Annotated in this window: 21 protein-coding genes and 4 pseudogenes; 14 read left to right on the top strand and 11 right to left on the bottom strand. The window is 35.6% G+C overall.

Annotation, left to right across the window (positions count from 1 at the left end; all coding sequences use genetic code 11):
* Both fic and ACX5JI_RS25840 read right to left on the bottom strand, forming a co-directional pair.
* The coding region (fic, locus tag ACX5JI_RS25835; protein WP_459503837.1) for a protein adenylyltransferase Fic at positions 1–573 on the bottom strand (573 nt) is incomplete at its 3' end.
* A gap of 970 nt (positions 574–1,543) precedes the next feature.
* Positions 1,544–3,019 (bottom strand): primase C-terminal domain-containing protein, encoded by a 1,476-nt coding sequence (locus tag ACX5JI_RS25840; RefSeq protein WP_459503838.1) that lies wholly within the window; start codon positions 3,017–3,019, stop codon positions 1,544–1,546.
* 975 nt (positions 3,020–3,994) lie between these two features.
* Between ACX5JI_RS25840 and ACX5JI_RS25845 the strand changes: the two genes are divergently transcribed.
* Entirely contained in the window at positions 3,995–4,825 is an 831-nt protein-coding gene (locus ACX5JI_RS25845; protein ID WP_097836567.1) for a ParA family protein, read from the top strand.
* Between the two features lie 14 nt (positions 4,826–4,839).
* Entirely contained in the window at positions 4,840–5,241 is a 402-nt protein-coding gene (locus ACX5JI_RS25850; RefSeq protein WP_016131622.1) for a hypothetical protein, read from the top strand.
* 211 nt (positions 5,242–5,452) lie between these two features.
* Here the strand turns inward: ACX5JI_RS25850 and ACX5JI_RS25855 are convergent, their stop codons facing one another.
* The 6 genes and pseudogenes from ACX5JI_RS25855 to ACX5JI_RS25880 form a co-directional block, all read right to left on the bottom strand.
* Positions 5,453–6,043, bottom strand: a complete 591-nt coding sequence (locus ACX5JI_RS25855; protein ID WP_459503839.1) for a DUF3967 domain-containing protein — start codon at positions 6,041–6,043, stop codon at positions 5,453–5,455.
* A gap of 82 nt (positions 6,044–6,125) precedes the next feature.
* A complete protein-coding gene (locus tag ACX5JI_RS25860; protein WP_459503841.1) occupies positions 6,126–6,623 on the bottom strand; it encodes a hypothetical protein in 498 nt (165 codons plus the stop codon).
* Positions 6,624–6,642: 19 nt separating this feature from the next.
* Positions 6,643–6,720, bottom strand: a pseudogene (locus ACX5JI_RS25865) (replication-relaxation family protein); the annotation flags it as partial.
* Between the two features lie 101 nt (positions 6,721–6,821).
* Positions 6,822–7,634, bottom strand: a complete 813-nt coding sequence (locus ACX5JI_RS25870; RefSeq protein ID WP_459503843.1) for an AAA family ATPase — start codon at positions 7,632–7,634, stop codon at positions 6,822–6,824.
* Entirely contained in the window at positions 7,627–9,072 is a 1,446-nt protein-coding gene (locus ACX5JI_RS25875; protein WP_459503844.1) for a TnsB C-terminal domain-containing protein, read from the bottom strand. The genes ACX5JI_RS25870 and ACX5JI_RS25875 overlap by 8 nt, the downstream gene beginning before the upstream one ends.
* Positions 9,073–9,091: 19 nt before the next feature.
* Positions 9,092–9,646, bottom strand: coding sequence for a recombinase family protein (locus ACX5JI_RS25880; protein WP_000904909.1), 555 nt, complete (start codon positions 9,644–9,646; stop codon positions 9,092–9,094).
* A 480-nt stretch (positions 9,647–10,126) separates the two neighbouring features.
* Between ACX5JI_RS25880 and ACX5JI_RS25885 the strand changes: the two genes are divergently transcribed.
* The 10 genes and pseudogenes from ACX5JI_RS25885 (at position 10,127) to ACX5JI_RS25930 (ending at position 19,936) form a co-directional block, all read left to right on the top strand.
* A complete protein-coding gene (locus tag ACX5JI_RS25885; protein WP_054611615.1) occupies positions 10,127–10,708 on the top strand; it encodes a TetR/AcrR family transcriptional regulator in 582 nt (193 codons plus the stop codon).
* A gap of 81 nt (positions 10,709–10,789) precedes the next feature.
* Positions 10,790–11,638 (top strand): alpha/beta fold hydrolase, encoded by an 849-nt coding sequence (locus ACX5JI_RS25890; protein ID WP_241603758.1) that lies wholly within the window; start codon positions 10,790–10,792, stop codon positions 11,636–11,638.
* 31 nt (positions 11,639–11,669) lie between these two features.
* On the top strand, positions 11,670–12,740 hold the full coding sequence (locus ACX5JI_RS25895; protein WP_054611617.1) for an alkene reductase: 1,071 nt from the start codon (positions 11,670–11,672) through the stop codon (positions 12,738–12,740).
* A gap of 154 nt (positions 12,741–12,894) precedes the next feature.
* Positions 12,895–13,926 carry an NADP-dependent oxidoreductase gene (locus tag ACX5JI_RS25900; RefSeq protein WP_054611618.1) on the top strand — a complete coding sequence of 344 codons (1,032 nt, stop codon included), beginning with the start codon at positions 12,895–12,897 and terminating at the stop codon, positions 13,924–13,926.
* A 328-nt stretch (positions 13,927–14,254) separates the two neighbouring features.
* Positions 14,255–14,419, top strand: a pseudogene (locus tag ACX5JI_RS25905) (DNA-binding transcriptional regulator); the annotation flags it as partial.
* Between the two features lie 74 nt (positions 14,420–14,493).
* Complete coding sequence (locus ACX5JI_RS25910) at positions 14,494–15,126, top strand: type 1 glutamine amidotransferase family protein (RefSeq protein ID WP_459503845.1); 633 nt, start codon at positions 14,494–14,496, stop codon at positions 15,124–15,126.
* 591 nt (positions 15,127–15,717) lie between these two features.
* Positions 15,718–16,800 (top strand): alpha-helical endospore appendage domain-containing protein, encoded by a 1,083-nt coding sequence (locus tag ACX5JI_RS25915; RefSeq protein WP_459503846.1) that lies wholly within the window; start codon positions 15,718–15,720, stop codon positions 16,798–16,800.
* Between the two features lie 22 nt (positions 16,801–16,822).
* Positions 16,823–17,896, top strand: a complete 1,074-nt coding sequence (locus ACX5JI_RS25920; RefSeq protein ID WP_459503847.1) for an alpha-helical endospore appendage domain-containing protein — start codon at positions 16,823–16,825, stop codon at positions 17,894–17,896.
* Between the two features lie 39 nt (positions 17,897–17,935).
* Entirely contained in the window at positions 17,936–19,033 is a 1,098-nt protein-coding gene (locus ACX5JI_RS25925; RefSeq protein ID WP_459503849.1) for an alpha-helical endospore appendage domain-containing protein, read from the top strand.
* Positions 19,034–19,057: 24 nt separating this feature from the next.
* Complete coding sequence (locus ACX5JI_RS25930) at positions 19,058–19,936, top strand: hypothetical protein (protein ID WP_459503851.1); 879 nt, start codon at positions 19,058–19,060, stop codon at positions 19,934–19,936.
* Between the two features lie 1,198 nt (positions 19,937–21,134).
* Here ACX5JI_RS25930 and ACX5JI_RS25935 read toward each other — a convergent pair.
* Complete coding sequence (locus tag ACX5JI_RS25935; RefSeq protein WP_459503852.1) at positions 21,135–21,686, bottom strand: DUF3967 domain-containing protein; 552 nt, start codon at positions 21,684–21,686, stop codon at positions 21,135–21,137.
* 1,063 nt (positions 21,687–22,749) lie between these two features.
* On the opposite strand from ACX5JI_RS25935, the gene ACX5JI_RS25940 reads away from it, so the two are divergent.
* Entirely contained in the window at positions 22,750–23,280 is a 531-nt protein-coding gene (locus ACX5JI_RS25940) for a cupin domain-containing protein (protein ID WP_459503853.1), read from the top strand.
* Between the two features lie 180 nt (positions 23,281–23,460).
* Positions 23,461–24,168 (top strand): annotated as a pseudogene (locus ACX5JI_RS25945) (IS6 family transposase).
* 39 nt (positions 24,169–24,207) lie between these two features.
* On the opposite strand, the gene ACX5JI_RS25950 reads toward ACX5JI_RS25945, so the two are convergent.
* Together ACX5JI_RS25950 and ACX5JI_RS25955 are read right to left on the bottom strand one after the other, a co-directional pair.
* Positions 24,208–24,516, bottom strand: a complete 309-nt coding sequence (locus tag ACX5JI_RS25950; protein ID WP_459503854.1) for a DUF4158 domain-containing protein — start codon at positions 24,514–24,516, stop codon at positions 24,208–24,210.
* A 377-nt stretch (positions 24,517–24,893) separates the two neighbouring features.
* Positions 24,894–25,040 (bottom strand): annotated as a pseudogene (locus tag ACX5JI_RS25955) (protein adenylyltransferase Fic); the annotation flags it as partial.

The raw sequence follows: 25,040 nt of genomic DNA on the forward strand, positions 1-25,040 counted from the left end.
TCCCTCATAATAATAGCTGATATCAATACCCTTCATAAACACTTCACGATCATGAATTTTATCCGTTAACGCATTACTGATAAGATGACGAATTTCTAAATCGTTTACCGGACTGCGTTCCATTGCTGAGAGGTAATCTTCTTTATTGATAAGATTCCAATCAACGACTTTCTTTACTTCTTTTTTCAAAATCAAATCTAGCCAAATACGTGTACTACGACCATTGCCCTCTCGAAACGGATGAGCAACGTTCATTTCTACATATTTTGCTACAATTTCCTTCAGGGTAGACTGGGGCATTTTGTCGATATAACCCAGTGACGCTTCTAAATACATAACCGGAGCAAAACGGAAATTTCCTTTTGAGATATTTACATTACGTGTCTTACCTGCAAACTCATAAATATCACCAAACAGATGTTTATGGATAGCTGCTAATCCTTTGTATGTACCAACCTCTAAGTTACTAATATCACCCGAATCGTATAACTTTTTAGCATTAGCCTTACTAAGTCTCTCTTCAATTTTTGCCAATTCAACTTGATTTGTAATACCTAACTTATTTTCTAGCATTCATGTCACTTCCTTTACTCCTTAATAGTTTTCCAAGTTTCAAAAAGCTTTCCTAACATTCCTATTATAAAAATAATAAATGCAACAACTACACACAAGACTAAAACGTACCAAATTATTAAAAACAAAGGAAGTCCATATATACGGTTTAAAAAACATAACCTGTCCACTTCCTTTTAAAATCTTTTCTCTAGTCATTGAACTGTCTTAGTGGACACCCCAGGATAATCTGCTAATTACTTATATATTACTGATGGCATAAGCTCCATTGCCTGTTCGACTGTAATATATTCTTCTCGTGACTTTATACTAGCTTCTCTTCATTTCTTTACTTTCCTCTTATACTTTTCAACAATAATTGTATTCTTCATAGATTTTACCAAATTTCGTGGCAAACCCAGCATTTTAAAATCATTTTCCACAAACGCATCAAAAAATGTCCTTACATCTCTATAACCATTCCTCGCTGTACGCTCTACTTCTTTTTTAGACTATAAGTCCATCAACCTATTATTTAATTTGAATACCATTTAAACTATTACAACTTGATTTTTAACGATTAAAGCTATAATGAACGAATAAATGTACTAAATACTCCTACTTTATTAGTTTTTTTGTATTCAGTAAAGTGAAATTAAAACAAGAAATTACGTGTTCAGTAAAGAAAACTAATAATTTTTCATCCAACAACTATACCTAATTCATAGTCAGTATAACAAAACACCTTAAAAACTATGAAAATTGCCGTACCCCTTTATTAGAATATTAATATCAGTATGTCCAAGTTTAATAAATTTCTTGCACCAGAACCTATGGTGACCCCTACCAGCAATAAGACTAAATTTCATATACTGTAGATAGTTTAGACATTAAAATACTAAAAATATAGAAGATAGATACAACAAGCCTAAAAACCAAGAAAAAAAGGTACAGTAGAAATATGTACTGGCAGACTGGACAAAGCTACAAATTAACCTGTATTTAGTGTGATTAAGTCATTGGGTTTCTCTTGTGTCAGCTTATATAAACACTCTGCTGCACTTGGAACAATCGATTGTATAAATTCAAAGTATAGTTCTTTCAGCTCTTTATTTCGACTAATAGCATGGTTAAAAAGCAACGCCAAAGTAGACAGTCCTGTTTGTCGTTGGCTGCCTTTACCGATTATGTGAATATATATTTTTTTTGATTTCTTTAACACGCTATTTAACGTACTTCTTGGGATTTGTAAGGCTTCACACAGTTCTTTTTGAGTGAAGTATACAAATCCTTTTTCTGTGTCTTTCTGCGCGTTTAAGAAGCCAATGATGTCCTGCTCCCACTCATACCAGTGGCTACGCACACGTTCCTTACGTGCTTTCTTATGCTTATACCAATATTGAGATGGTATTGGTCCTGAAAATGATACTTCCCCATCTGACCAAACTTCTAAAATATGATTAATGTACGCTTTGTTTGCACCCTTGTATTTACCAGAGAAGGCACTACGAATAGCCTTTTGAATGCTGGCATTTTTCAAAGGGCTGTTTAAGTTTGTATTGAATTGGTCTAATAAGTTGTATGCATCTTTTTCCGTCATTCCAGAAGAATAGCATGCTAAAGCTAGCGTAAATGCCGCGTTATCACGCCCAATTACACCTTTTTGACCTCTAATATGCGTGCATGCTAATACCTTTTGCACCCATCCTTCAGTGATTTGTGTCGTACGACTTGGTTTGTTCGAAAGAAATGTAAATAAACTTCTACGGTGGCCAATATCTTGATCCTTGGACCATTCGATTAAATAAGCTAAATTACACGTGCTTTCTGCATCAAACCATACAACATTCTCTTCATTTGGCATACGGAAGAATCCGAAATCATTGCATGTCAAATCAACACCAGGTAATAAATCGCTTAAAGCTTTCCTGATGTTCTCGCTTATTCTCTTTGCGCTACGTAATCCACGGAAATCATTCTTATTTGAAATGAACAATGGGTTATCTAGTACGAAATAAGCCTGGTATCCCTTCACACTTTCCAAGATAACTGTAGGCATGCCTAATTGCTTGTCCATTGCTGCAAGTACGATTTCTCCAGGAGTAATGTCCTTTGTATCGATATCTACAGTGAAACAGTTGATTTGTTTTAAATTACGTTCTTCATGACCTTTAATAATTCTTCTGCTTCTGTCCAAATATGTACCTACTCTGAATACATTCGGTGTCCAATGCGTAGCTTGTCCGATATGATCCAGAACTGCTTCTTGAGAAGTTAATACAACTCCTTTAGCTCCATAGGGATGCATTAAATCTTCTTTTGTACGCGTAATGAATACAAATCGGTCATTCATCTTACTAGTATCCTGTGAGTCTAACCTGGCGATGCTAGCTCTAGAATTCTTGTATTTATATTTTCGTAATCCACTATGTAAAATCAATTCAATTGCTTGCTGCGCTTTATCCATGTTAGATCTCCTTTCTACTAGATTTTTGACAATAAAAAAGGTGAGCAGTTATTACACTGCTCACCTTGAAAATTCCCTGAAAAGTATATAAAAACAGAATTTCTCCATATTTAAACGTAATTTTTCCGTACTTAAATAAGGATATCTATCTTTACAATCCATCACTAATTAACTATACTAAATACAGATATTTTTATATCTCTAATAACATAGTTAACTAGAACGGTACTGGGAAGTTTACATACTGGGTTGGTCAGTGTGTAAATGGAATACAAGTTGTTGTCAGCAACGTGTATTCACCGGGGAGTAAAGTTATTGTCAGTAACTCTACTTTTCTGTCAGATTGAGACCTGAGAAATCTCTATTAGACAGCCGTTCTTTTTTATTTGTTTTTGTAAATTATTTATCGAATATGCTCTAAAGAGCTCTTTATGTACAATATCAAATTAAATCTTTTTTTGTTGAAAAACTTGTTGTTTATTACGTTACAGCAAGTTTTTTTGTTTGTAAATACAGAAATGACAACTTGAAACTACGCGTAAGTAGAAATGTAGAACTACGCAAAAGTGTAAAAGTATACTTTTCTACCTATAATTGAAAGTTGGTATACTTTACCTAACTTACGCATAGGTAGAAATGTATACTTTTGTTCTCGCATTTACAAACGTAATCTCCTGAAAAATTGTAATTAACCCTTAAATACCAGTGTATAAAGAAAAAACTTTAAAACTACGCATAGGTAGAAATGTATACTTTTCTATCCGTAAAAACATCCATTCTATAAACTACGTTTAAGTAGAAAAGTAGAAAAGTATACTAAAAAATCTTACGCTTAAGTATACTTTTCTACTTTTTCGATAAATCCGTTTAAAAAACTTAAACTTTTCTACGGTATACTGTTGCGAATATTGAATGTAGATGTTACATTTTACTCAAAGGTATACTTATTCGGAGTTTTATGGAGGAATGTCGAAAATGACTAGACAAGCAACTACATACGTAATCGGTAACTTTAAAGGTGGAGTTGGAAAAACAAAAACAGCTACAATGTTGGCTTATGAAGCTGCTACAGTATTTAATGAAAAATGTCTTTTAGTGGATATGGATCCTCAGGGGAACGCTACAAGAGTCCTTGCTAAAACAGGTGACATTGAAGAAATTGATAAGTCTATTACGGATGCATTTCTAAATCAAAATTTAGAGAATGAGATTATTCCAGTAATTGAGAATTTGGACATTGTTCCATCTAATACTTCATTTAGAAAACTATCAAAAATCCTCTTTGATATGTTCCCAGAGGATGAACTTGCACAAATTACATATTTAAAAAAATTACTAGAACCATTAAAAGATAAATATGATCGTATTTACATTGATGTACCACCAACAATCAGTGACTACTCAGATAACGCTATGATAGCAGCCGATTATTGTATCATCGTTCTACAAACACAAGAATTATCTTTAGAGGGCGCTCAAACATATATCGCTTATATGCAGTTCTTAGCAGAAACATATGATGCAGACCTACAAGTTTTAGGTATTATTCCAATGATGTTACATCAAGGAAAACGAGTGGATAATAAAGTATTACAACAAGCTCAGGAAATGTATGGCGGAAATGTTCTAGATACAATTGTGAGATATCAAGAGCGTCTAAAAGTGTACGATATTGAAGGAATTCATAAAAATGTTAACGTTAGTGGCAATATTGATATGTGGGATGAAAAAGCTCATCAACTATTCATCGATGTTCTTAGCGAACTTAATGAACATGAAAACTATTTTGCTACTATTAATGCTTAAGGAGGAGGCTCATAATGTCTAAAGCACCATTTCAACCTATAGTCACAAAACCCGGAAATACTTTAAATGACAAAGGTGTACAGATAAAAGGAACAAACGATTTCGGCCGTAATAATGAGCCTGTTAAGAAAAAGGTTATGACTCCTATCATTAATAAAGGGAAAATACCTGTTCCTGAGAAACAAGATCAGCGTTTAGTTCCATCTAAAACAGCTAAAATTTCACCTGCTGTTTTGCTAAAGCTAAATACTCTTAAACCATTTATAAAAGAACAAGAAAGCATGGATAAGGCATCAATTAACAGTATCATTGACATGCTTCTTGAAAGCTATGTAAATACTAAACTAACAACGCGACAATCTGAAGGTTATAAAGGGATGTACAAACACCTTTACGAAATGTTGGAAAAGAAATAACAAGCAATATAGTTTTAAAATAGGAGTGGTGCCTGTGAAAAATAAGAATAATTCATTTGTAGTAACAGTTACGCCTATTACTGACTGAAATAAAAAAAGAAGTATCCCTGTTTCTAGTTGGGGATACTTCTTTTTTTATTATATATCCCTCATCAAAGTGGAAAAGTAGAAATGTATACTTTTCTACTTTTACGTAGTTTATATAAAGTCCTCACCAAAACTTCCACCACGGCCTTTTCTTCTCTTTTGCAGCAGCGACTTCTTCACGATATTCCTGCATTAATTTCTTCGCCTCTTGTATCTCACGTAATGTTTTCATAAGCGTCTCATCTCGTGCTTCCAATCGTTTTTCCACTCGTTCATTATGTTGATCTATACTCGCTTTAATTTCCTCGTTGCTTTGCTTTGCCTGCTCACTTAACCGTTCTTCCATCGCTAATATACTTTGATTCATTTCCTGCGCCATAACGCTGTATTGTTGCTGTAGCTGTTCTTGAATATGAAATGGAATTAAGTTCGTGTCCTCAGGTTCTTCTTTAATCAAATCCGGATTAACTTTTTCTATTTGTTGTGCAATCATCTTTGCTGCCTTTTCCAACGTCATACCGTCATGCTTACTAAGCTCAATTAATCTCTCAATAACCAGGATGTCACCGTCTGTATATTCACGTCTGCCACGCTTATCTTTCTTTACTGTAAATCCCTCTCGTTGCAACACTTCCATATACTTTCTGAGCGTACTATCGGATATTCCTAGCCTTTTGTATACTTCACTAGCAGAATAAACAATCTCGTCCGTCATAGCGTCACAACACCTCCTAGAAAAAATATTCCCTAACGATTTTTAAATTCCTGCAAAGAAAAAAGCCCCACTCATGTAGGGATTAAATCGCCTTTGCTATTTCAACCAATAATCTCATAAACAGCGGTATCATTTGTACTACGATATATCCAATCCCAGCACGGGAGATTAACGAGAAACCTCGTTCTTGGCTACCAACCATAATAAATAATCCACCGCATAGCGCTACAACGGATGCAATTGGGTAGGATACTGCTTTAATTAGAAAGATAACTGGCTCAAATGCATTTACGATTCTGTTGTACAGTTGGCCATCTATATAATTTTTAAAGTTGCCATCTTTTGATTGCACATCCTTGAATACTTCATTTACATTTGGCGCATCTGCTTCTGTTCCTGATGCGAATACATGTGGAATATCTATAATGTTGCTGAATATAATAGCACTACCGATTGCAATACCAACTCGCACCGCCACAGGTGCATATTTTTTTGTTTTCTTTTTGAACAAGCTCCACTTTTTCTTCGCTCCATAATTACCATCCATAAAATCCTTGATGCTCATTGTCTCAGTTGCCATATAGACCATCTCCTTAACTTTAATGGAAATCAGTAACCGTAAATATGTTGCAATCTAATCCCTCGCAAAGCTTCTGTATTTGCTTTCTTCGGTATTCTTGTCACTTTTGGAGTTATTTTGCTCTTGTTTTAAGTAATATTTTGCATTATAAGTAAATATTAAAACGCTATCATTATATAAAACGATAGCGTTTTTTATTTACTTGATTCCGATTACTAAACTATCTCGTGCGGCTTCAACAACTTCTGTTGTTATTGTTTCAAGCTTATTAATTTCGAGTATTCTTTCAATTTGAGTGAACAATCTCTGTATGAGCCTAAAGTTTCCTCCAGTAATCTTTATTATGCTAGTTATTGCCTCATAATCGGAAAAGTCCTCAAGCTTTATAGAAAGTCCTAACTCTCCCCATTTATATTCCAAAATATGATGGGTTTCATCTTTACTAAGTTTATCAAATTCATGGGCAAATCCAATTCTAGAGTAGAGTTGAGGGTATCGAGCTAATCGCTTTTCAATGCCAGGCATTCCAATTAATATCATCGCTATATCATTTCGATCGTAGATATCCCTAAGTTGTTCTAAATTTTGTACTTTTAGGCGATCTATTTCATCAACAATAATCAAGTCGATATTCTCATAAGCGTCAGTGGAGTATTTTTCTTCTTCTCCTTTAGTAAGTACTTTATACATAGTTCTTACCATGTTCATTCTAATTCCAATAGTATGAATCTCGTCAGTCATTTTAGTGGCTCGTACAGCTGGAGCTGTATAAAAGATTGTCCTAGCTTCAAGTATCTTTTCATCTGCATCTTGGCCAATTTCATTTGCTGTTTTATAAGCTATTTGTTTTTCAATGGAATCCCAATTTGCATAATACCTTGAGGACAATGTTTTTCCTACACCCGGTAATCCATAACAAATGCCTATATATTTATATTTAATACATGCATCACAAAACTCGGCAAATCGCTTATATTCTTTTGTTTCAATAAATTTTTGACCTTTATTCATTGAAATACCTCTTTAACTTTGACTTTTTGGTAGGTTCATTTGTTTTGTCCTCTAGATCCTTTTTCTTTGACAAGGCAATTTCTTCTACAATAGTTTTTCCAGAATCGAGTTGCTTTTTTAGACTTCTCCGTATTTTATTTCGTGCTGAAACAATCTCTTTTAAATCTACTGTATAATCGGAGATTTCAGGGGAAATAGCCGTACATAAGTATTTATCTTGATAAAACACTCGAATCTCCGCAATGTCTCTTGGATCATAACGAATAATGACTGTTTCTCCAACGTATGCAGCTAGATTTGTGTCTATATATCTAAGTCCTTGGAAGTGAATCCCGTCAGAATGAACCTTCCTTGGTTTCGCTACATTTAGCAATAATAAATCAAGACTTTCCAAACTCTCAGGCATATTTGGAAGAAATCCAGAATTATTCCACGCCTGTATCGGTTCTTTCTTTGTTGTACTGTGAACCCTATGGTGATAGTAACTTATAATGAAATTTGATAATTTTTCATCTAATTCTTTAATGGTAAGAAGTGAAGTGCTAGTCTGATTTCCCAAATAACCGGGTAAATCTTGCAGAAACAATTGATTAATGGTTAAAAAGAATCTCTCTATTTTCCCACGCCCTCTTGGAACACCAATTGTAGAAAAAACTAGATTAATTTTTAAATCAACTGCTACTTGCTCTAAATGGTTGGATGTAAAGTCACTCCCATGGTCTGTATAAAATATTTCAGGAATACCACATATTTGCCAATCGGGATTACTTTTTTTCCATATTGCTTGGTGTAAGACCAAAGAAGTATGTATAGCAGAGGGATTTTCGAAAGTTAAGAAATATCCAGCGACTGCTCGGCTATAATCATCTAAAATGATTGTTAGCCAAGGTCTTTCTGGTTTTCCTTTTTCATTTAAAACTATAATGTCTAATGGGGTATGGTCTGCTTGCCAAATTTCATTGGGGTAGCTTGCCTCTCTTCGATGAATTAAATCATATTGATTGTTGTATGCTTTTTGACCATCATGCGCTAACTTCTTCAAGCTTGGCGAAAGGGACTGTGATACCTTATGCACTTGATAATAACTTGGTTTTTCCCAGCCTTTTTTCTGACATTGCTCACAAATCATCCGATGAATAGACGTTAATGAATTCCTTTTGTACTTCAATATCAATTGTTCGATCGATATGACAACTTCCGGCTCTAAATGTGTTTTGCCGGCATCACTTCTTGTTTTTCGAATTAAACCTTTTAATCCATTTTGTTTATAGTCCTGAATCCAGTATTGCAGCGTTCTTTTGGCAATACCGGTTTCTTCTATAATAACAGTTAATGTTTTCTCATCAGTAAGATAAGGCGCAATGGTTTTATACTTTACCATTGCTTCTCGACGTTGTTCTTCTGAATAAGCCGTTAATGGAGGATGTTCATTTTGCATTAATACCCACCTTTCCGATTTATTGTCTTTCTAAATAGCGATAAATTGTAGTGCGAGATACACCCCATTTTTCTGCGACATCTTTGATAGGTGTACCACTTTCAATTAGGGATTTCATCATTTCTATGTCTTTCAATCCAAACTTTTCTGGTCTGCCACCGAGCCTTCCTCTTGCTCTAGCTGCTGCTCGACCGGCAGCCGATCTTTCTTCTATTAAATTACGTTCAAATTCAGCAAAAGCTGCGAATAAGTGAAACATCAATTGTCCTGTTGCATTACTTTTGTCCATTGTTAGGTTTTCTTGAAGACTATGAAAACCAATACCACGTTTATTTAAGTTATTCACAATTTGGATCAAATCTTGCATGTTACGTCCTAGACGATCCAATCGCCAAACTACAATTGTATCGCCTTCACGTGCATAATGAATTGCTTCCTCTAAACCAGGACGTTGTTTTTTTGTTCCACTCATTTTATCGTGAAAAATTTTCTTACAACCATATTGAGTTAGTGCATCTGTTTGTAAATCTAAATTTTGTAATCCTGTAGATACACGTGCATATCCAATTAACACCAATTATCACTCTTTCTAATTTTTACTCTATTACCATTGTAACATAAGATATAAACACATTGGTTATTGAACATAGAATAATGAACAGAGTTTTATTACATATAAGACAATAAAAAACGCTTCTTTTAAATCAAAAAGAAGCGTGTCCAGAAAAGGACGAGTTTTGGAACAAATATTGGGTTTAAGAAATATTGACAGGCTGCTTTTTTGATTTTGTTCCGCAATCGGGCCATTTAATTGAATACCACTTCTAAATTAAAAATAGGACTTTATGTTAATATTGATGTGATTTTGTTAAACGATGTACTTAAGTAAGCTAACGGGGAAGTTTAGTTGAAAAGATAATTAGTATGTGTCAGAAGATAATATCCAAAACTCAATACTTTACTAATTATTCTATATAGTGTAATGTGCATTGTAGAACGTTTGGTCTAAAAAGACTGTTAAAGATTTTTTATTCTTTAGGGAGAAGGAATTGAGATGGCTAGAAATAAAGAATTTGATGAAAAGGCAGTTCTAAAAAAAGCGATGGAACTTTTTTGGAAGCAAGGATATGAAAAAACATCGATGCAAGATTTGGTTAACCACATGGGGATCCATCGTAGAAGTATCTATGATACATTTGGTGACAAGTACTCATTATTCTTAGCTTCTTTAAAATCTTATGAAGTGTTTGTTGCAGAAGAATTAACTAAAATTATAAGCAATTCTTCAACATTGAAGATAGCTATTAGAAATATTTTTGAGTATGTAGTCAATTTAGCTGAATTAGAAATCTATCCAGCAGGTTGTTTTGCAGTTAATACTGCTGTAGAGTTGTCTTTGTTAGATAAAGATATACAACATTTAACTACTAAAATGTTTAACGATACAGAAGAGTTATTCAATAAACTTTTAAAAGAGGGGCAAAATAAAGGCGAACTTAAAAATGATTTAAATACTCAAGTTACTGCTCAATTTCTGCATAATAACCTTATTGGTTTAAGAGTATTAGTTAAAACCAAGTATACAAAAAAGGATTTAGAAAGCATTATTGATTTAATTTTGAAAGTGTTAGAATAGCTTTCTTTTTTCTTTCTCCATTCTAGAATGAACGTTCTAAAAAAGACTTTCTTTATAAAAAAAAACTTAAGGAGAATTTATATGACAACATTTACAATTCCAACAAAATCAACATTTATTGAAGCGAATGGAACACGTTTTGCATATAGGAAATTTGGTGCGGAATCAGGTACACCTGTCGTATTCCTTGTTCATTTTAGAGGGACCATGGAAAATTGGGATCCTAACATGCTGGCTCCAATTGCAAAAGAAAGACCAGTGATCCTTTTTGATAATAAAGGAGTTGGAGAGACAAATGGTAGAACACCAGAAACGATAACAGAAATGGCACAAGACGCTGCTACATTTATCAAAGCACTTGGACTTAACCAAGTGGATCTTCTAGGTTTCTCAATTGGTGGGATGGTGGTTCAAGAATTAGCCTTACAAGAAGGACACCTCATTCGCCGTATTATTATAGCTGGTTCGTCTCCAGAAGCTGGAGTAAATCCAGATCCAGTAATATTTGAGAGAATGAATCGCCACGGAGGAAATGTAAACGATGCTTTAGATGATTTCATGTTCTTCTTCTACCGTTCAACTGAAACTAGTAAAGCTGCTGGAATGGAGTCTCTACAACGAATCATGAATCAGAAACAGGTTGAAAGCTCAGATCAAGTACAAGCAGCTCAACTAAAAGCCGTTGCAAAATGGGCCCAACCGAAGACTAATCATAATTACGATTGGTTGCAAAACATTCCTCATCCAGTGCTTGTGACCAATGGTATTGAAGATGTAATGGTACCAACAAAAAATAGTTATATTCTAGCTGAGAATTTACCAAATGCACAGCTGATTATCTATCCTGATTCTGGTCATGGACACCTGTTTCAGTTCCCAGAATTATTTGCTGAGAATGTTAATTCATTTTTAGATGCTACAGCACTATAAGTATCATAACAAACAAAAAAGGAGATTGATTATGAGTAAGCTATTTGATGAAGTGCGTATTGGAAATATTTCTTTAAAGAATCGTATAGGCATGGCACCTATGACAAGAAGTCGTGCCTTAGAAGATGGTACACCTAGTAATTTAGCAGTTGAGTATTACGGTCAACGTGCGTCTGTTGGCTTAATTATAAGTGAAGGTACTCAACCTTCTGATGATGGGCAAGGGTATACAAATACACCAGGCATTTATACTAAGGCTCAAATTGAAGGATGGAAAAAAGTTACATCTAAAGTTCATAACGAAGGCGGTAAAATATTTATTCAACTGATGCATGTAGGGCGTGTATCCCACCCAGATAACACACCACATCACCGTCAAGCCATTGCTCCTTCAGCCATTGCTCCTAATGTGGAAATTTTCACTCCTCAAGGAATGAAGCAAGTTCCTACTCCTAGAGAGTTAACAGAAGGAGAAATTAAAGATGTAATCAATGAATTTCGTTTGGCAGCACGAGCAGCCATTGAAGCTGGTGCCGATGGTGTCGAAATACATGGGGCTAACGGTTACCTAATTCAGCAGTTCCTAAGCGAAAACTCTAATCATCGTCAAGATGCGTATGGTGGTTCAATAGCAAACCGATCTCGATTTGCTATTGAAGTAGCTAAAGCGGTTGTTGAAGAAATTGGGGCCGAACGTACGGGTATTCGTTTTTCACCTCAAGGTACTTTAAACGGTATAGAAGAGGGAGAAACAAGTATTGAGATGTACCATTATCTAATTGCGGAGTTAAATAAGCTCAAGCTTGCCTATCTTCACGTCATGCACTTTGGAAACGAACCATTACTACAAGAAATACGAAAGCTTTGGTCACAAGCACTTCTCGTTAACCGAGCAGGACGCCCTTTAGATAAATTAACAGTAGACTTGGATAATGAACTGGCTGACGTTGTAACTGTAGGGACTTGGTTAATCGCAAACCCAGATTTTGTGAAGCGTTTGAAAGTCAATGCACGATTAAACGAGCCTGATCGAAATACAATGTATGCGGGTGGTGCGGAAGGATACACAGATTACCCGTTCTTGAATGAAGAACGTGATTAAAGAGCAACGGTAACAATAAATTAAACTTCCCCTAAACATGTTTAAGTTTAGGGGAAGTTATTATTCCTTAAAGTATGAAAGGGAATTGAGAATCGTTACAACCTAAGGAGCGAAGTGAGTCAGTAATTTCATTCAGGTTAAAAGGAGTTTTGTGATGAGAGCATTTGTAATAGAAGCATACAAGAAAGAGCCTACTTTTATTGATCGACCAGTACCCAAAGTAGGCAATAATGAAGTATTAGTTAAAATACATGCAGCGAGTATAAACCCACTTGATACAAAAATACGTAAGGGCGAATTAAAGCTACTCCTGCATTACGATATGCCATTGACATTAGGAAACGATTTTGCGGGAACGATTATCGAAGTGGGGAAAAATGTAACCAAATTCAGTGTAGGCGATGAAGTTTATGGTCGTCCCCGTTCTAACAAGATTGGCACATTTGCAGAGTATCTATCAGTACATGAAGATGATATTGCGATAAAACCTAAAAATCTTAGCTTTGAAGAAGCTGCATCTATCCCTTTGGTTGGTTTAACTTCTTACCAGACCCTTTACGACATCTTGAAGGTTAAAAATAATCAAAAAATTTTAATTCATGCTGGCTCTGGAGGTGTAGGAACTTTCGCTATACAGCTTGCAAAAGAAATGGGAGCCTATGTTGCAACTACAGCAAGTGAGGGAAGCAATTTAGCAAAATCACTTGGTGCGGATGAAGTTATTAATTATAAAATAGAAAAATTTGAAGAAATTATAAAGAATTATGATGCAGTGATTGATACTATTGGGGGAGCAACCTTAGAGAAGTCATTTCTGACAGTAAAAAAAGGTGGGAAGATTGTTTCAATCTCTGGTACCCCAAATGGTCGTTTTGCAAAGGAAATGGGACTGGGACATTTTAAAAAAATGTTACTCTCATTAGCAAGTACAAAGTTAACTAGTTTAGAAAAAAAGCACGATGTGGAGTACACTTTTCTTTTCATGAAGCATAGCGGACAACAGTTACAAGTATTAACAGAACTTTTGGAATCAGAGAAGATTAAACCAACGATTGATAAGATCTTCACATTTGAAGAAGCTACAAAAGCAATTGGTTATGTAGAAAATGGAAAATCAAAAGGGAAAGTAATCTTAACTATCGTAGGTCAGCAGAATAATAGTAAGGAAGAGATTACTCTGACTTAAAGAAAGACAAGTTAAATTACCATAACCAAACAAAATGATTAGATATAAATAAATTCATATAATGAAATGCTTTTATTTACAATTCATATAAGTTGTTTCGTAATAATATTGTCTAATAAGCTAAAGGGGGCTTTACTTCGAAAAGAAGCAGAGCCTTTTTCTTATTGAACGAAGGGCTTTAGTTCAATAGCGATCTTCAACAATCGGGCGCTTTAATGGAGCAACGAAAAAAGCCTAATTTCTCAATTTTAATGAGAAATTGGGCTTTTTATATTTACTCATAGTGCAAAAAAGCGCTTGAAATAGATGCAAAATAACTCCTAAAGTGACATCAAATCAAGCAGTTTTTCTTCTTGAAAAAGATATAATACATACATATGTACCTTATTTACTTTTACCGTACAATAAATCTATTAAAGTTATTGAGCCAATAAGCCTTAAGAAAAGACTTGTTGAAGTTCTGTCGGAATTAATAAAATTTCATCAAGTATGATAACTTCCCTGACGTTAACTGTCAGGGAAGTTATATTATAATAGCTATATCAATTGTGATTGGAGTGTTATTGGATGCAAACAAAAAAAGCTTTTCTATATGTATTTAATACAATGTCGGACTGGGAATATGGATATTTAATTGCTGAACTAAACTCAGGAAGATATTTCAAAAAAGATTTAGCACCTTTAAAAGTAATTACAGTAGGAGCTAATAAAGAAATGATTACTACTATGGGAGGACTGAGCATAAAACCAGATATTTCCCTTGATGAATGTACTCTTGAGAGTAAAGATCTTTTAATTTTACCAGGAGGGACTACTTGGAGTGAAGAAATGCATCAACCTATCTTGGAAAGAATTGGCCAAGCTTTAAAGCTTGGCACTATTGTTGCTGCAATTTGTGGTGCAACTGATGCCCTCGCGAATATGGGATACTTGGATACTAGAAAGCATACAAGTAATAACTTAGAATATACTAAAATGGTATGTCCTAACTATAAAGGAGAAAAGTTTTATGAGCTGGGATCTGTGGTATCTGATGCGAATTTAGTTACTGCATCAGGAATAGCTCCTCTGGAATTTGCAATGGAGGTACTGAAAAAAATAGATGTATTTACACCAGATGCATTACATTCATGGTATAACCTAAATAAGACTCATAAACCTGAATACTTCTTCCAGTTAATGAATTCAATAAATAAATGAAGTAACTGAAAAGCTCAATTTCTCTATTTTGATTTGTAGAGAAGTTGGGCTTTTTAATTTGAAATTTCCTTATCGTTGTAAATCCGCATTTTCATGACGCTACCCCTAAAGGGACTTTGCTCACACAAATGATTTGCAAATCAATTTACCTTTGATATACAGATCATTTTTGGACATTTGGAGGTAGTAAAGTTTTTTTAGTTGATGGGCATGGAGCTGACCTTAATTATTCATTAGTTATTTATTGGAAATATCTCGTTTCAATCGCATAATTAGGGTATATGATAATAAATTAAAAAATAATAGAGAAATTTCAGATTTAATTTATTTAGAAATAAAAGTAAGTTTAAGATTATATGTATCTTGTTTAAACCCCAATATTGATTTAATTTAGCGCCTAGTAAATATTTATAAATGCACCTCAATTATTAGTTAATGTTTAATAATTGAGGTGCATTTCATTTGAAGGTGTTACTTTTGTCAGCCCATTTTTTCAAAATTAGTGTAATAACATGTCCCTTTATAGTTACTCCTTCCATACTATATTTTAAGCAGCGCAGACTGCAACCATATAGTAAGGGGGAAGTATACATGTCACAAGCTGATATTCCAAATATTACACCAAATATCACACTTTCTAGAGATGACGCTGTGAATCTTTTACTAGCTTCTATTGCTTTAGAAGAATTAGGACTAAGCCATGTCATTAACTCCGAAGCTGAAAAAATCCAATATGCGATTGGTACGCTTCCAGGATTAAGCGGCCCTGTCAGTATTAGTGATATTCTTAGTATTAACCAAAGCGTTAGAGATACGTTGAATACCGTAATGAAGAAAGAGATGTTATTAGATTCCAAATTGTCTACCGTGCAGAATTCTACTGTGACAACTGGAGCTACTGGGGTAACAGGTACTACAGGCGCCACTGGGCCTATGGGCGTTACGGGGGCTACTGGGGCTACAGGACCTATTGGAGCAACTGGGGCTACTGGGGCTACTGGGCCTATGGGCGTTACGGGGGCTACTGGGCCTACTGGAGCTATAGGACCGATTGGACCTACAGGCGCCACTGGAGTTGGAGTTACGGGCGCTACGGGTGCTACTGGAGCTACTGGGCCTTGTCCGCCAAATTGTCCACCAGGACCGACTGGGCCTACAGGCGCCACTGGAGTTGGAGCAACTGGGGCTACGGGCGCCACTGGGGTAACAGGTGCTACGGGCGTCACCGGGGGTGTAGGAGCAACTGGGGTAACAGGTGCTACAGGAGCCTCTATTACCAGTGCGAATGCGAACTTTATCAGTGTGACTCCTCAAACTGTGGCGGATGGTGCTCCCGTTATCCTGCAGTCAAGTAATGCCGTGAATGGTACGCTGATTTCGAACACTCCAGGTACTGGGACTATTACTCTTGCTCCAAACCATACGTATTATGTCAATTATGCTGCACAAGCGGTCACTACAGGTACTACGGCGTCGACGGTTCTGACTTTGGATGGTGTTCCTATACCGGGAACAGAGGCTACTTATACGGGTGCTGATGGGGTTCCTGTACAATTGTCTAACCAAACGATTATTCAGACAGGAAGCACACCTGGGACACTCCAGCTAATAAACACTTCTGGAGCTACGACTACATTCAATAGTGTTTCTATTTCTGTTTATACAATTCAATAAAATAAGAAAGGAGTTATGTCAAGTGTCACAAGCTAATTTGCCTAATATTACACCTACGATCACGCTAACCAACGATCAGGTCATCCCTCTGCTACTCGCTTCAATTGCCATCGAAGAGCTGGGACTTAGTCATATTCTTAACGCCGAAGGAGAGAAAATTCAATATATAGTCGGTACGCTGTCTGGATTAACGCCTCCAGCCACTTTTAATGACTTATTGCTGCTTAATAGCAGTGTTCAAGATACAATTCGTACTTTAGCTAAGAATTCTATCCTATTGGAATTTAAGTTAGACAGTATCTTGCAGCAGGATGTGTCCACTGGGGCTATGGGCGCTACTGGGACTATGGGCGCTACTGGGACTACGGGCGCTACGGGCACTACGGGCGCTACTGGTACTACGGGCGCTACTGGAATACCGGGCGCTACTGGATCTACGGGCGCTACTGGGGCTACGGGTGCTACTGGATCTACGGGCGCTACGGGCGCTACTGGAATACCGGGCGCTACTGGACCTATAGGCGTTACAGGTGCTACAGGACCTACTGGTACTTGTCCAACTGGTTGTCCAACTGGACCTACCGGGGCTACAGGTTCATCAGGTTTGACCGGAGCTACGGGCGCAACAGGAGCAACGGGAGCAACAGGAGCCGCTGGAGTTGGAGCCACTGGACCTACAGGGGCTACTGGAACACCGGGCCCTCCAATCACAAATTTCCTAAGGGCTATATCATCTGGGTTGTCTTCTATCAGTAATGGTGTTCCAGCACCATTTGATACGATCACATTGCAACAAGGTTCATTGATTTCACTTACTCCGGGTGATACTACTATATTTCTACAACCAGGTCATACCTACTATATTGCAGGTATTGCTACAATGCAACTGGATCCAACGAATAGTTCTTCTGTCTATTTCACTGTTAATGGTGTACGATTACTCCAAGATTTTATGGCTGGGACAGGAAGTGCTACATTAGGCGGTGCTATAATCGTAAATGCTACAGGGAGTTCTCCTTCAGCTTTTCAAATTATAAATGGAGGTACAGTTGGAGACATTACTGCTGTGGATGTCAGTGTCATTGCCTTAAATTAAGTTTAATAAATTTGATGATAAATAATAGGAGTGATAATAGTGTCACAAGCGAACGTACCCAATATTACACCTACAATCACGATTGGTTTAGATGACGCATTAAATTTGTTATTAGTATCTGTTGCCCTAGAAGAGCTAGGGCTAAGTCATATTATTAATGCTGAAGCCGAAAAACTTCAATATACACTTGGAACTATACCAGGGTTAACGACACCGGCTTCTATTAGTGATTTGTTGAATATCAATAGAAGTGTAAGAGATACGATAGCGGAATCTATAAAATATGAAATGTTGTTATTTGATAAATTAACTGCTGTTATTAACACGCCTTTGAAAGGACCTACAGGTGCTACAGGGACAACTGGTGCTACAGGGACGACCGGTGCTACAGGCGCTATAGGTCCTACTGGTTTAGTTGGCATCACCGGAAATACTGGTGCTACAGGGACAATCGGCGCTACCGGCGCTACAGGACCTACGGGAGATTTGGGCGCTACCGGCGCTACAGGTGCTAGTAGCACTGGAAGTACCGGAGCTGCTGGGATAACTGGACCTACTGGGGTTTGTCCGTGTGTAACCGGACCTACAGGTCCTACGGGAGCAAGTATTACCGGGGGGACAGGAGCTACAGGAGCTACAGGAGCTACAGGAGCTACAGGAGCTACGGGAGTTCGAGGAGTTACGGGACCTACAGGTCCTACGGGCGTGCAAATTACGGCGAATAATGCATTTTTCTTTATAAATGGTAGTACTCCGATAATTGCACCAGGAGATGCAATTCCATTTCCAACTAATAATACACTCAACGGTACTGCTATAACCCATGTACCCGGTTCAACGGATATCTTTCTCGCACCTAATCAAACTTACTACATTGACTATCGTACGAAAGCAGAATTATCTACTGCTGGAACTATTATTGGCGATGTTGCGTTGCAATTGAATGGAGTAACAATCCCAGCATCAGATTCAGTTATGCAGTCATTGCCTGGAGGTTTTCAAGGTATAACAGCGTTGACATCAAACACAATTATTAATACACCTAGCGGAGCTCCAAGTCTACTACAACTGATAAATAATGGAACGACACCTGAATCGTACGACCTTACTGACTTAAGTATTACTAAACTCATATAATGTATACAAGGAAAGGAGCAGAATATGAATAGCAGCGCAGATTTTTCTTGCTCGGGAGGATGCGGTGGTATTTCTATCAATGGATCACCAGCTATCCTATCTACTGTTGTTCAAAATGGAAATTCTATTCGGTTACAAGGAATGTCTAATATCTTACTGGCTCCAGGCACAGCCTATTTGGCTGAATATAACGTTCAGTTCTCCACACCAACTGCGGGTTTTGTTTTATCTTCTCAATTAATTCTTAACGGCTTACTTATACCAGGATCGCAAACATTATCTTTTCCATCAACTATTCCTTCAGGATTGAATATACCAGTCTCAAGTGTGTCGGGTGGTGTCGTCTTTAATACTCCATCCACACCAAATCCAAGTGTTTTACAATTAATCGGGTTTCCACCTTCTGGTACTGCGGGGGCAAATTTTAATAGTGTTAACCTTCGGATTGTAGAAATAGATTCTTCCAGTAGGGATTCAGTAACAAACAATAATACTGGTATTTATGGATATGGATATGTAAATGTAGATTATAATGGACCGATACCTTTTTTAGAAGCAGAAGTAACTAACGGTACGGGCATCAATTTTTCACCAAACACGCCAACGTCTATCTCATTGGCTCCTAATGCCACATACTTTGTTTCTTATAATTTCATTGCATGTCCCTTGACCGCAGGATTAGCTGTTCGTGTTATATTATCCTTAAATAACAAATTTTTAGAGCAAAGTTTATCATTGGCTCCAGCACTTACTGACTTATCCACTATATTTACAAGTGCAGCAGGTTCTGCTGTCTTTAATACCGGATCAGATTCCAATCAAATTCTCCAACTAATTAATAATACGAATGCTTCAACTACCAAGTTTTTATCGGCAAACATCAATATTATGCAAATTGGATAAATCAAAAAAAGTAGTTTTATTGCAAAATTTTTAAATAAAGCTAAACGGGGGACCGCCACATTACTATCAAGCTAACAAAATAAAATACCCCCTAAAAAAATGAAAAAATGCGCTATTCTTTCTGTAAAATCATAAGAAAAGATGGCGCTTTTTTATGTCTATTTCTGTATCTGATAAACCAGTTCTTCTAAAAATACAGGTGTGATGTATCGCTTTAATTCTTCCACAAATCGTTGTAATTCATCTTGAATCAAGAGATACAAAAAAACGTTATCCTTTCTTAACAAGCTAGTTAAGAAAGAATAACGTTTTTTTGTACTTGGGGGTAGTGGAAATTCTTAAGTTGATGAACATGTATGGTGACCCCTTTTTAACTTTAATATTCACATAAAATTATACCTATAATTTCACTTACTATATTTTAAAACTTCTCAATAAAGGGTACTGGAAAACGTTTAAATAAAATCATAAATTTTTCATAGTTTGGTCATGGTCATAGAGAATATCTTGATTTTGGAGAGCAATATCAAGCTAACACAAAATATAAAGAGCATTTCCATAAAAAAGATATTCAACGTTTACAAACAGACTCCTTTGCACCAGGAAATATAGCAAATTCTTATGCTTGTAATACAGAAACAAACGTTGAAGGTATCAGCTTTTCACAATTTTAGGCCAATAAAACTAAAGGGATTATAATCGCTTGTACAGACGGTCAAACTGTTTATAATTACATTACAGTTTGTGCTAAAATATCTCCTATCCAATGTTTAAAAGAAAGTGATGCAGCAGATAAAAATAGAGCTAGAACAGGATATTCAGAATATGGTACCCTTAGATATCCTTAAACTGGAAATATAAATGAAGATAATCCAAATCCACATTGGATAGTATTTAAACCAAAAGCATAATAAACCAAAACATTAGTAATAAATAAAAAAAGTAACCTTTTAATAAAAGTTACCCTTTTTTATTTTCTTATTCAAATTCATTTAATTACTTAAATTCTCTAAATTTTCAAAACAAAAATAATAACATAATCATAACAAAAAATGCTTGTAGACTGATCTATACTGCGTTCCCTTATTATATATATACTATATTCTTATTCGCCTTTTTCTAACAGTAGAACCACGAATCTTGGCGAAGATATTGGTTTTTGCCCTGTCCTGGGATCCGTCCGCAAATCTCAAAACAATTATTTTCCAAATAACCTTGCAAAAAATCCTTTTGATTCTGTAGATGCTGTTAATGTTTTTGTTTCTTGTACTTCACGAATTGTTTCAAGTAACTTCTGATTCCTTTTTTCTAACTTATTATCAATATAATTTTCTTGCTTTTGTAATTGTTCAATTAACAATTTATTAAATTCTTCTTGTTTCTCACTATATTCTCTAAGTTTACTAACTTCATTTTTTAATGCTTTTAATTCCTCAGCTAAAATTTCTCCAACTTCTTTGCTAGGAACAAGCTTTATACTCTCTCCACCTGTAGCAAAAAAATGTTCAATTTGTTTAATTGAATAATTCTGTTCTCGATGTAATTGCTTAACTATCTTCATTTGTTCAAGAGCTTTTTCATCAAAAATATTGTAACCTGACTCATTTTTCTCTAAAGGAATATATGTCTTTAATTCTTTCATCCAATTCCTTATAACATTTGATGATTCATCTAAACATAATGCAACTTCTTTAACAGTCATCCCTATATAACCTGGATTTTCTCCACCTAGGTATTCACTTTTATCCATCTTTTTACCCACCTTTAAAACCTAGATAAAAACCTAAATATTTTTAATACCAATGGTTATTTTCAAAAAAATCAACATTGGAACCTAGGTATTAAACCTAGGTTTTTACTAATTCATTCTACTAAAGTTTATATCTTCCTGTCATATAAAATAACGATTTTTCTCTTTCTTTATTTCATATTCCATTTTCTTCTTAATACACAATTATTTAACCTATACAGCGAAGATCATAGCCGCGCTACAAAGTATTTGCTAATAACCTTGCAACAAACCACAATCAGAATCACATTCCTATTTTTTTAACATAGTAAATTTTAGCTAAAAGATAAATCATTTTATAAAATTGGAAATTCCGAATCCAAACAGAGAGAAGAGCATAAGGGTTTTTTGGGCCCAACTAGAAGTTGGGGCTAGGCAGAGCCTAGCTTAAACGTGGGTACACGAGAATTTCCAGGATGTGCACTCACGGTCGACTCAAAATTTTCCAATTACACGTATTTTTTGTTAAAAGTAGAATCGAGGTGTACACAAGGTACCCTTCATAGCATCAAATGTGCACCTGCTGTAGACAACACATTCTTTATAACTTGCAATCAAACATTACTTTAAAATACTAAAAGAGATTCATCTAAATTAAGTAAATACAAAATTATAATTTATAAACAAACAACAGCAAAATATAAGATGTCATTCAGACGCTTCAAAATCTCTTTTAAAGAATATAAAACTGAAATAATACTATTTGTCGTAAAAACAAAAATATGCGCTTAAAAAGAAAAATAAACGGTTTTAAATAAGGGTTTGCATTTCCCTTTTGGGGTTGAAGCTGGTTCGTCGTGTGAGGGCAAAACCCCACATATAACGTATTCTATTAATTTGGTAAGTGAAATTTTAAAACGAATCACTAGCGGTTCAGCTCGTATAATAGCAAATTCAAGCCGAAAAAAGTTTTGCAAGGATGTAGCAAAGCAACAAAATATAACATTGTTAAAATACAAAACGGAACTTTTAAAATATTAAACATATAATATTAATATTTTAAAAGTTAGAAAGGAACATGATAATGGAAAATATTCAAAAGTCATCTGCTACGCCGGATTTATTTTTTAGTATAGAAAATAATTTTTCTATACGTTGTAAAAGAAACGATAAAAATATTCTTTATTCTGCAGGTTCTACACAAATCCCCTCCATGACTGATAGCTCAATTGCAGAGCTTCATCTTTCTAAAGGGTATATCCGAGAACCCCATTGGCATACAAACACTTGGGAATTAAATAGATTAGTATCTGGTGGTGCCTCTATCGGAATTTTGAATCCTAATACTCACGAAATTTATATTTATCGATTAACAAAACCTGGAGATGGTGTGTTTATTCCAATGGGATGGCTGCATTGGGTAACAGGAAACCAAGATAATACACAAATACAGTCGACCTTTAATAACGGCATTCTTGAAACAACCGAAATATCTGATGTATTACGTTTAACTCCCCCAAAAATATTTCAATTAGCTTATGGCATGAATATTGAAAACTTAAATAACGTATTTTCACCAATTACTGAAACTGTAGTCATTGGGCCAGCTAAATAATCTTAACCTTTTGTTTTGAACATGTTGTTACAGTTCCCCATCTATCAAACTATAAAAACCTTAAACTCTTACACAACGTACATTTTTCGGTTCTGGTGCAAAAACTTCAGGACAATTGCAATAAATCTACAAATCTTGGACATACTGATACTACTAACCTAAAGAAGGTGCGTGATTGGTATGGAAAAGGAAAATGTATTCAAATAGAAACATTATCAGCCTGATATTATTTTGTTAACGGTAAGATGGTACCTACGGTACAACCTCAGTTTTCGTGATTTAGTGGAAATGATGGAGGAACGGGGCTTATCCATTTCTCATACAACGATTATGCGTTGGGTTCATCAGTACGGTCCTGAATTAGACAAAAGAATCCGACATCACCTTAAACAAACAAATGACTCCTGGAGAGTCGATGAAACATATATCAAAGTAAAAGGTCAATGGATGTACCTGTATCGTGCTGTTGATTCAAAAGGAAATACAATCGATTTTTACCTAAGCAAAACAAGAGACCAGAAGGCTGCAAAGCGCTTTTTCAAGAAGGCCTTGCAGTCTTTTCATGTTTCAAAACCTCGTGTTATAACAGTCGATAAAAATCCAGCTTATCCTATAGCAATTGAACAGTTGAAAAAAGAAAAAAGCATACCTGGTGGTATGCGACTTAGACAACAAAAGTACTTGAATAACATAGTAGAACAAGATCATCGTTTTATAAAGAAGCGAATTCGTTCTATGCTAGGGTTCAAATGTTTTGACACAGCTACATCCATTCTTTCTGGAGTAGAAGTCATGCATATGATTAAAAAAGAACAGGTTGATTTACAGGACCAGTCTGTCCAAAATCAGAAAGAATTCATCCATCAATTGTTTGGGCTTGCGGCATAAGATACGATTCCGTTAGGAATCTATGCGCTTTATTATCTTTTATTCTATTTTTGCACCAGAACCTGTTTTACTGTATGCTTCCCATTCAATTTCAATAGGGATAGGTAATTGAGCTGACTGAGCAATGTGTTTAATTATAATTGGAGGTATCTCTGAAATACGTGTAAAAAATCCAAGATTTTGTACAGTTTTTAGCAAGATTAGTAGCGCTAGCTGCTGTAATGTTCCTTTTGTTTTCAAACTTGTCCATTCTATTTCACTTCTTGTTGGCGTATATACACTCCTTAAATCTTCCGTACTTATATTATGTTTAATTCTTGGATATATCGTATCTTGAATACTAGGCATGACTAATCCCCCTAGAATCTATATATGTTTTAATATTCAACCATCTTCATTGTAAAATAAAAACCTATCCGCAGATAGGTTTTTTTCTTATATTTACGGTGTCCATTTGAATATTTTTCCAGAGTGGCCCCTCATACCTAGAATCGTTTCCGTACCCCAGTAGTAGTTGTTCTGATACTTACCGTCAGGCATGTCCCCGAGTATTTTGTATCACCCCTATTTAACACTAAGCTTTCACCATTCAGATACAAGTATAAATAGAGGTAGAGTCCCGAAAAAGGGAGATAGGCAAAAAACACCCAACGTACAATTTTCTTTTTCCAGTCGTGTGCCCCCTACTAAAAGTCTCGTTAAAAATTCTCCTAGAGATACCGCCCTTACAAATCATCTGTATTGTACTCTGTATATCCCTCATAATAATAGCTGATATCAATACCCTTCATAAACACTTCACGATCATGAATTTTATCCGTTAACGCATTACTGATAAGATGACGAATTTCTAAATCGTTTACCGGACTGCG

The sequence above is a fragment of the Bacillus sp. C1 genome, assembly GCF_054570475.1.

Coding starts and splice junctions, on each gene's coding strand:
- ACX5JI_RS25840 (WP_459503838.1), bottom strand. CDS start 3,019: ATGGATAAAGCGCAGCAAGCAATTGAATTGATTTTACATAGTGGATTA.
- ACX5JI_RS25845 (WP_097836567.1), top strand. CDS start 3,995: ATGACTAGACAAGCAACTACATACGTAATCGGTAACTTTAAAGGTGGA.
- ACX5JI_RS25850 (WP_016131622.1), top strand. CDS start 4,840: ATGTCTAAAGCACCATTTCAACCTATAGTCACAAAACCCGGAAATACT.
- ACX5JI_RS25855 (WP_459503839.1), bottom strand. CDS start 6,043: ATGACGGACGAGATTGTTTATTCTGCTAGTGAAGTATACAAAAGGCTA.
- ACX5JI_RS25860 (WP_459503841.1), bottom strand. CDS start 6,623: ATGGCAACTGAGACAATGAGCATCAAGGATTTTATGGATGGTAATTAT.
- ACX5JI_RS25870 (WP_459503843.1), bottom strand. CDS start 7,634: ATGAATAAAGGTCAAAAATTTATTGAAACAAAAGAATATAAGCGATTT.
- ACX5JI_RS25875 (WP_459503844.1), bottom strand. CDS start 9,072: ATGCAAAATGAACATCCTCCATTAACGGCTTATTCAGAAGAACAACGT.
- ACX5JI_RS25885 (WP_054611615.1), top strand. CDS start 10,127: ATGGCTAGAAATAAAGAATTTGATGAAAAGGCAGTTCTAAAAAAAGCG.
- ACX5JI_RS25890 (WP_241603758.1), top strand. CDS start 10,790: ATGACAACATTTACAATTCCAACAAAATCAACATTTATTGAAGCGAAT.
- ACX5JI_RS25895 (WP_054611617.1), top strand. CDS start 11,670: ATGAGTAAGCTATTTGATGAAGTGCGTATTGGAAATATTTCTTTAAAG.
- ACX5JI_RS25900 (WP_054611618.1), top strand. CDS start 12,895: ATGAGAGCATTTGTAATAGAAGCATACAAGAAAGAGCCTACTTTTATT.
- ACX5JI_RS25910 (WP_459503845.1), top strand. CDS start 14,494: ATGCAAACAAAAAAAGCTTTTCTATATGTATTTAATACAATGTCGGAC.
- ACX5JI_RS25915 (WP_459503846.1), top strand. CDS start 15,718: ATGTCACAAGCTGATATTCCAAATATTACACCAAATATCACACTTTCT.
- ACX5JI_RS25930 (WP_459503851.1), top strand. CDS start 19,058: ATGAATAGCAGCGCAGATTTTTCTTGCTCGGGAGGATGCGGTGGTATT.
- ACX5JI_RS25935 (WP_459503852.1), bottom strand. CDS start 21,686: ATGGATAAAAGTGAATACCTAGGTGGAGAAAATCCAGGTTATATAGGG.
- ACX5JI_RS25940 (WP_459503853.1), top strand. CDS start 22,750: ATGGAAAATATTCAAAAGTCATCTGCTACGCCGGATTTATTTTTTAGT.
- ACX5JI_RS25950 (WP_459503854.1), bottom strand. CDS start 24,516: ATGCCTAGTATTCAAGATACGATATATCCAAGAATTAAACATAATATA.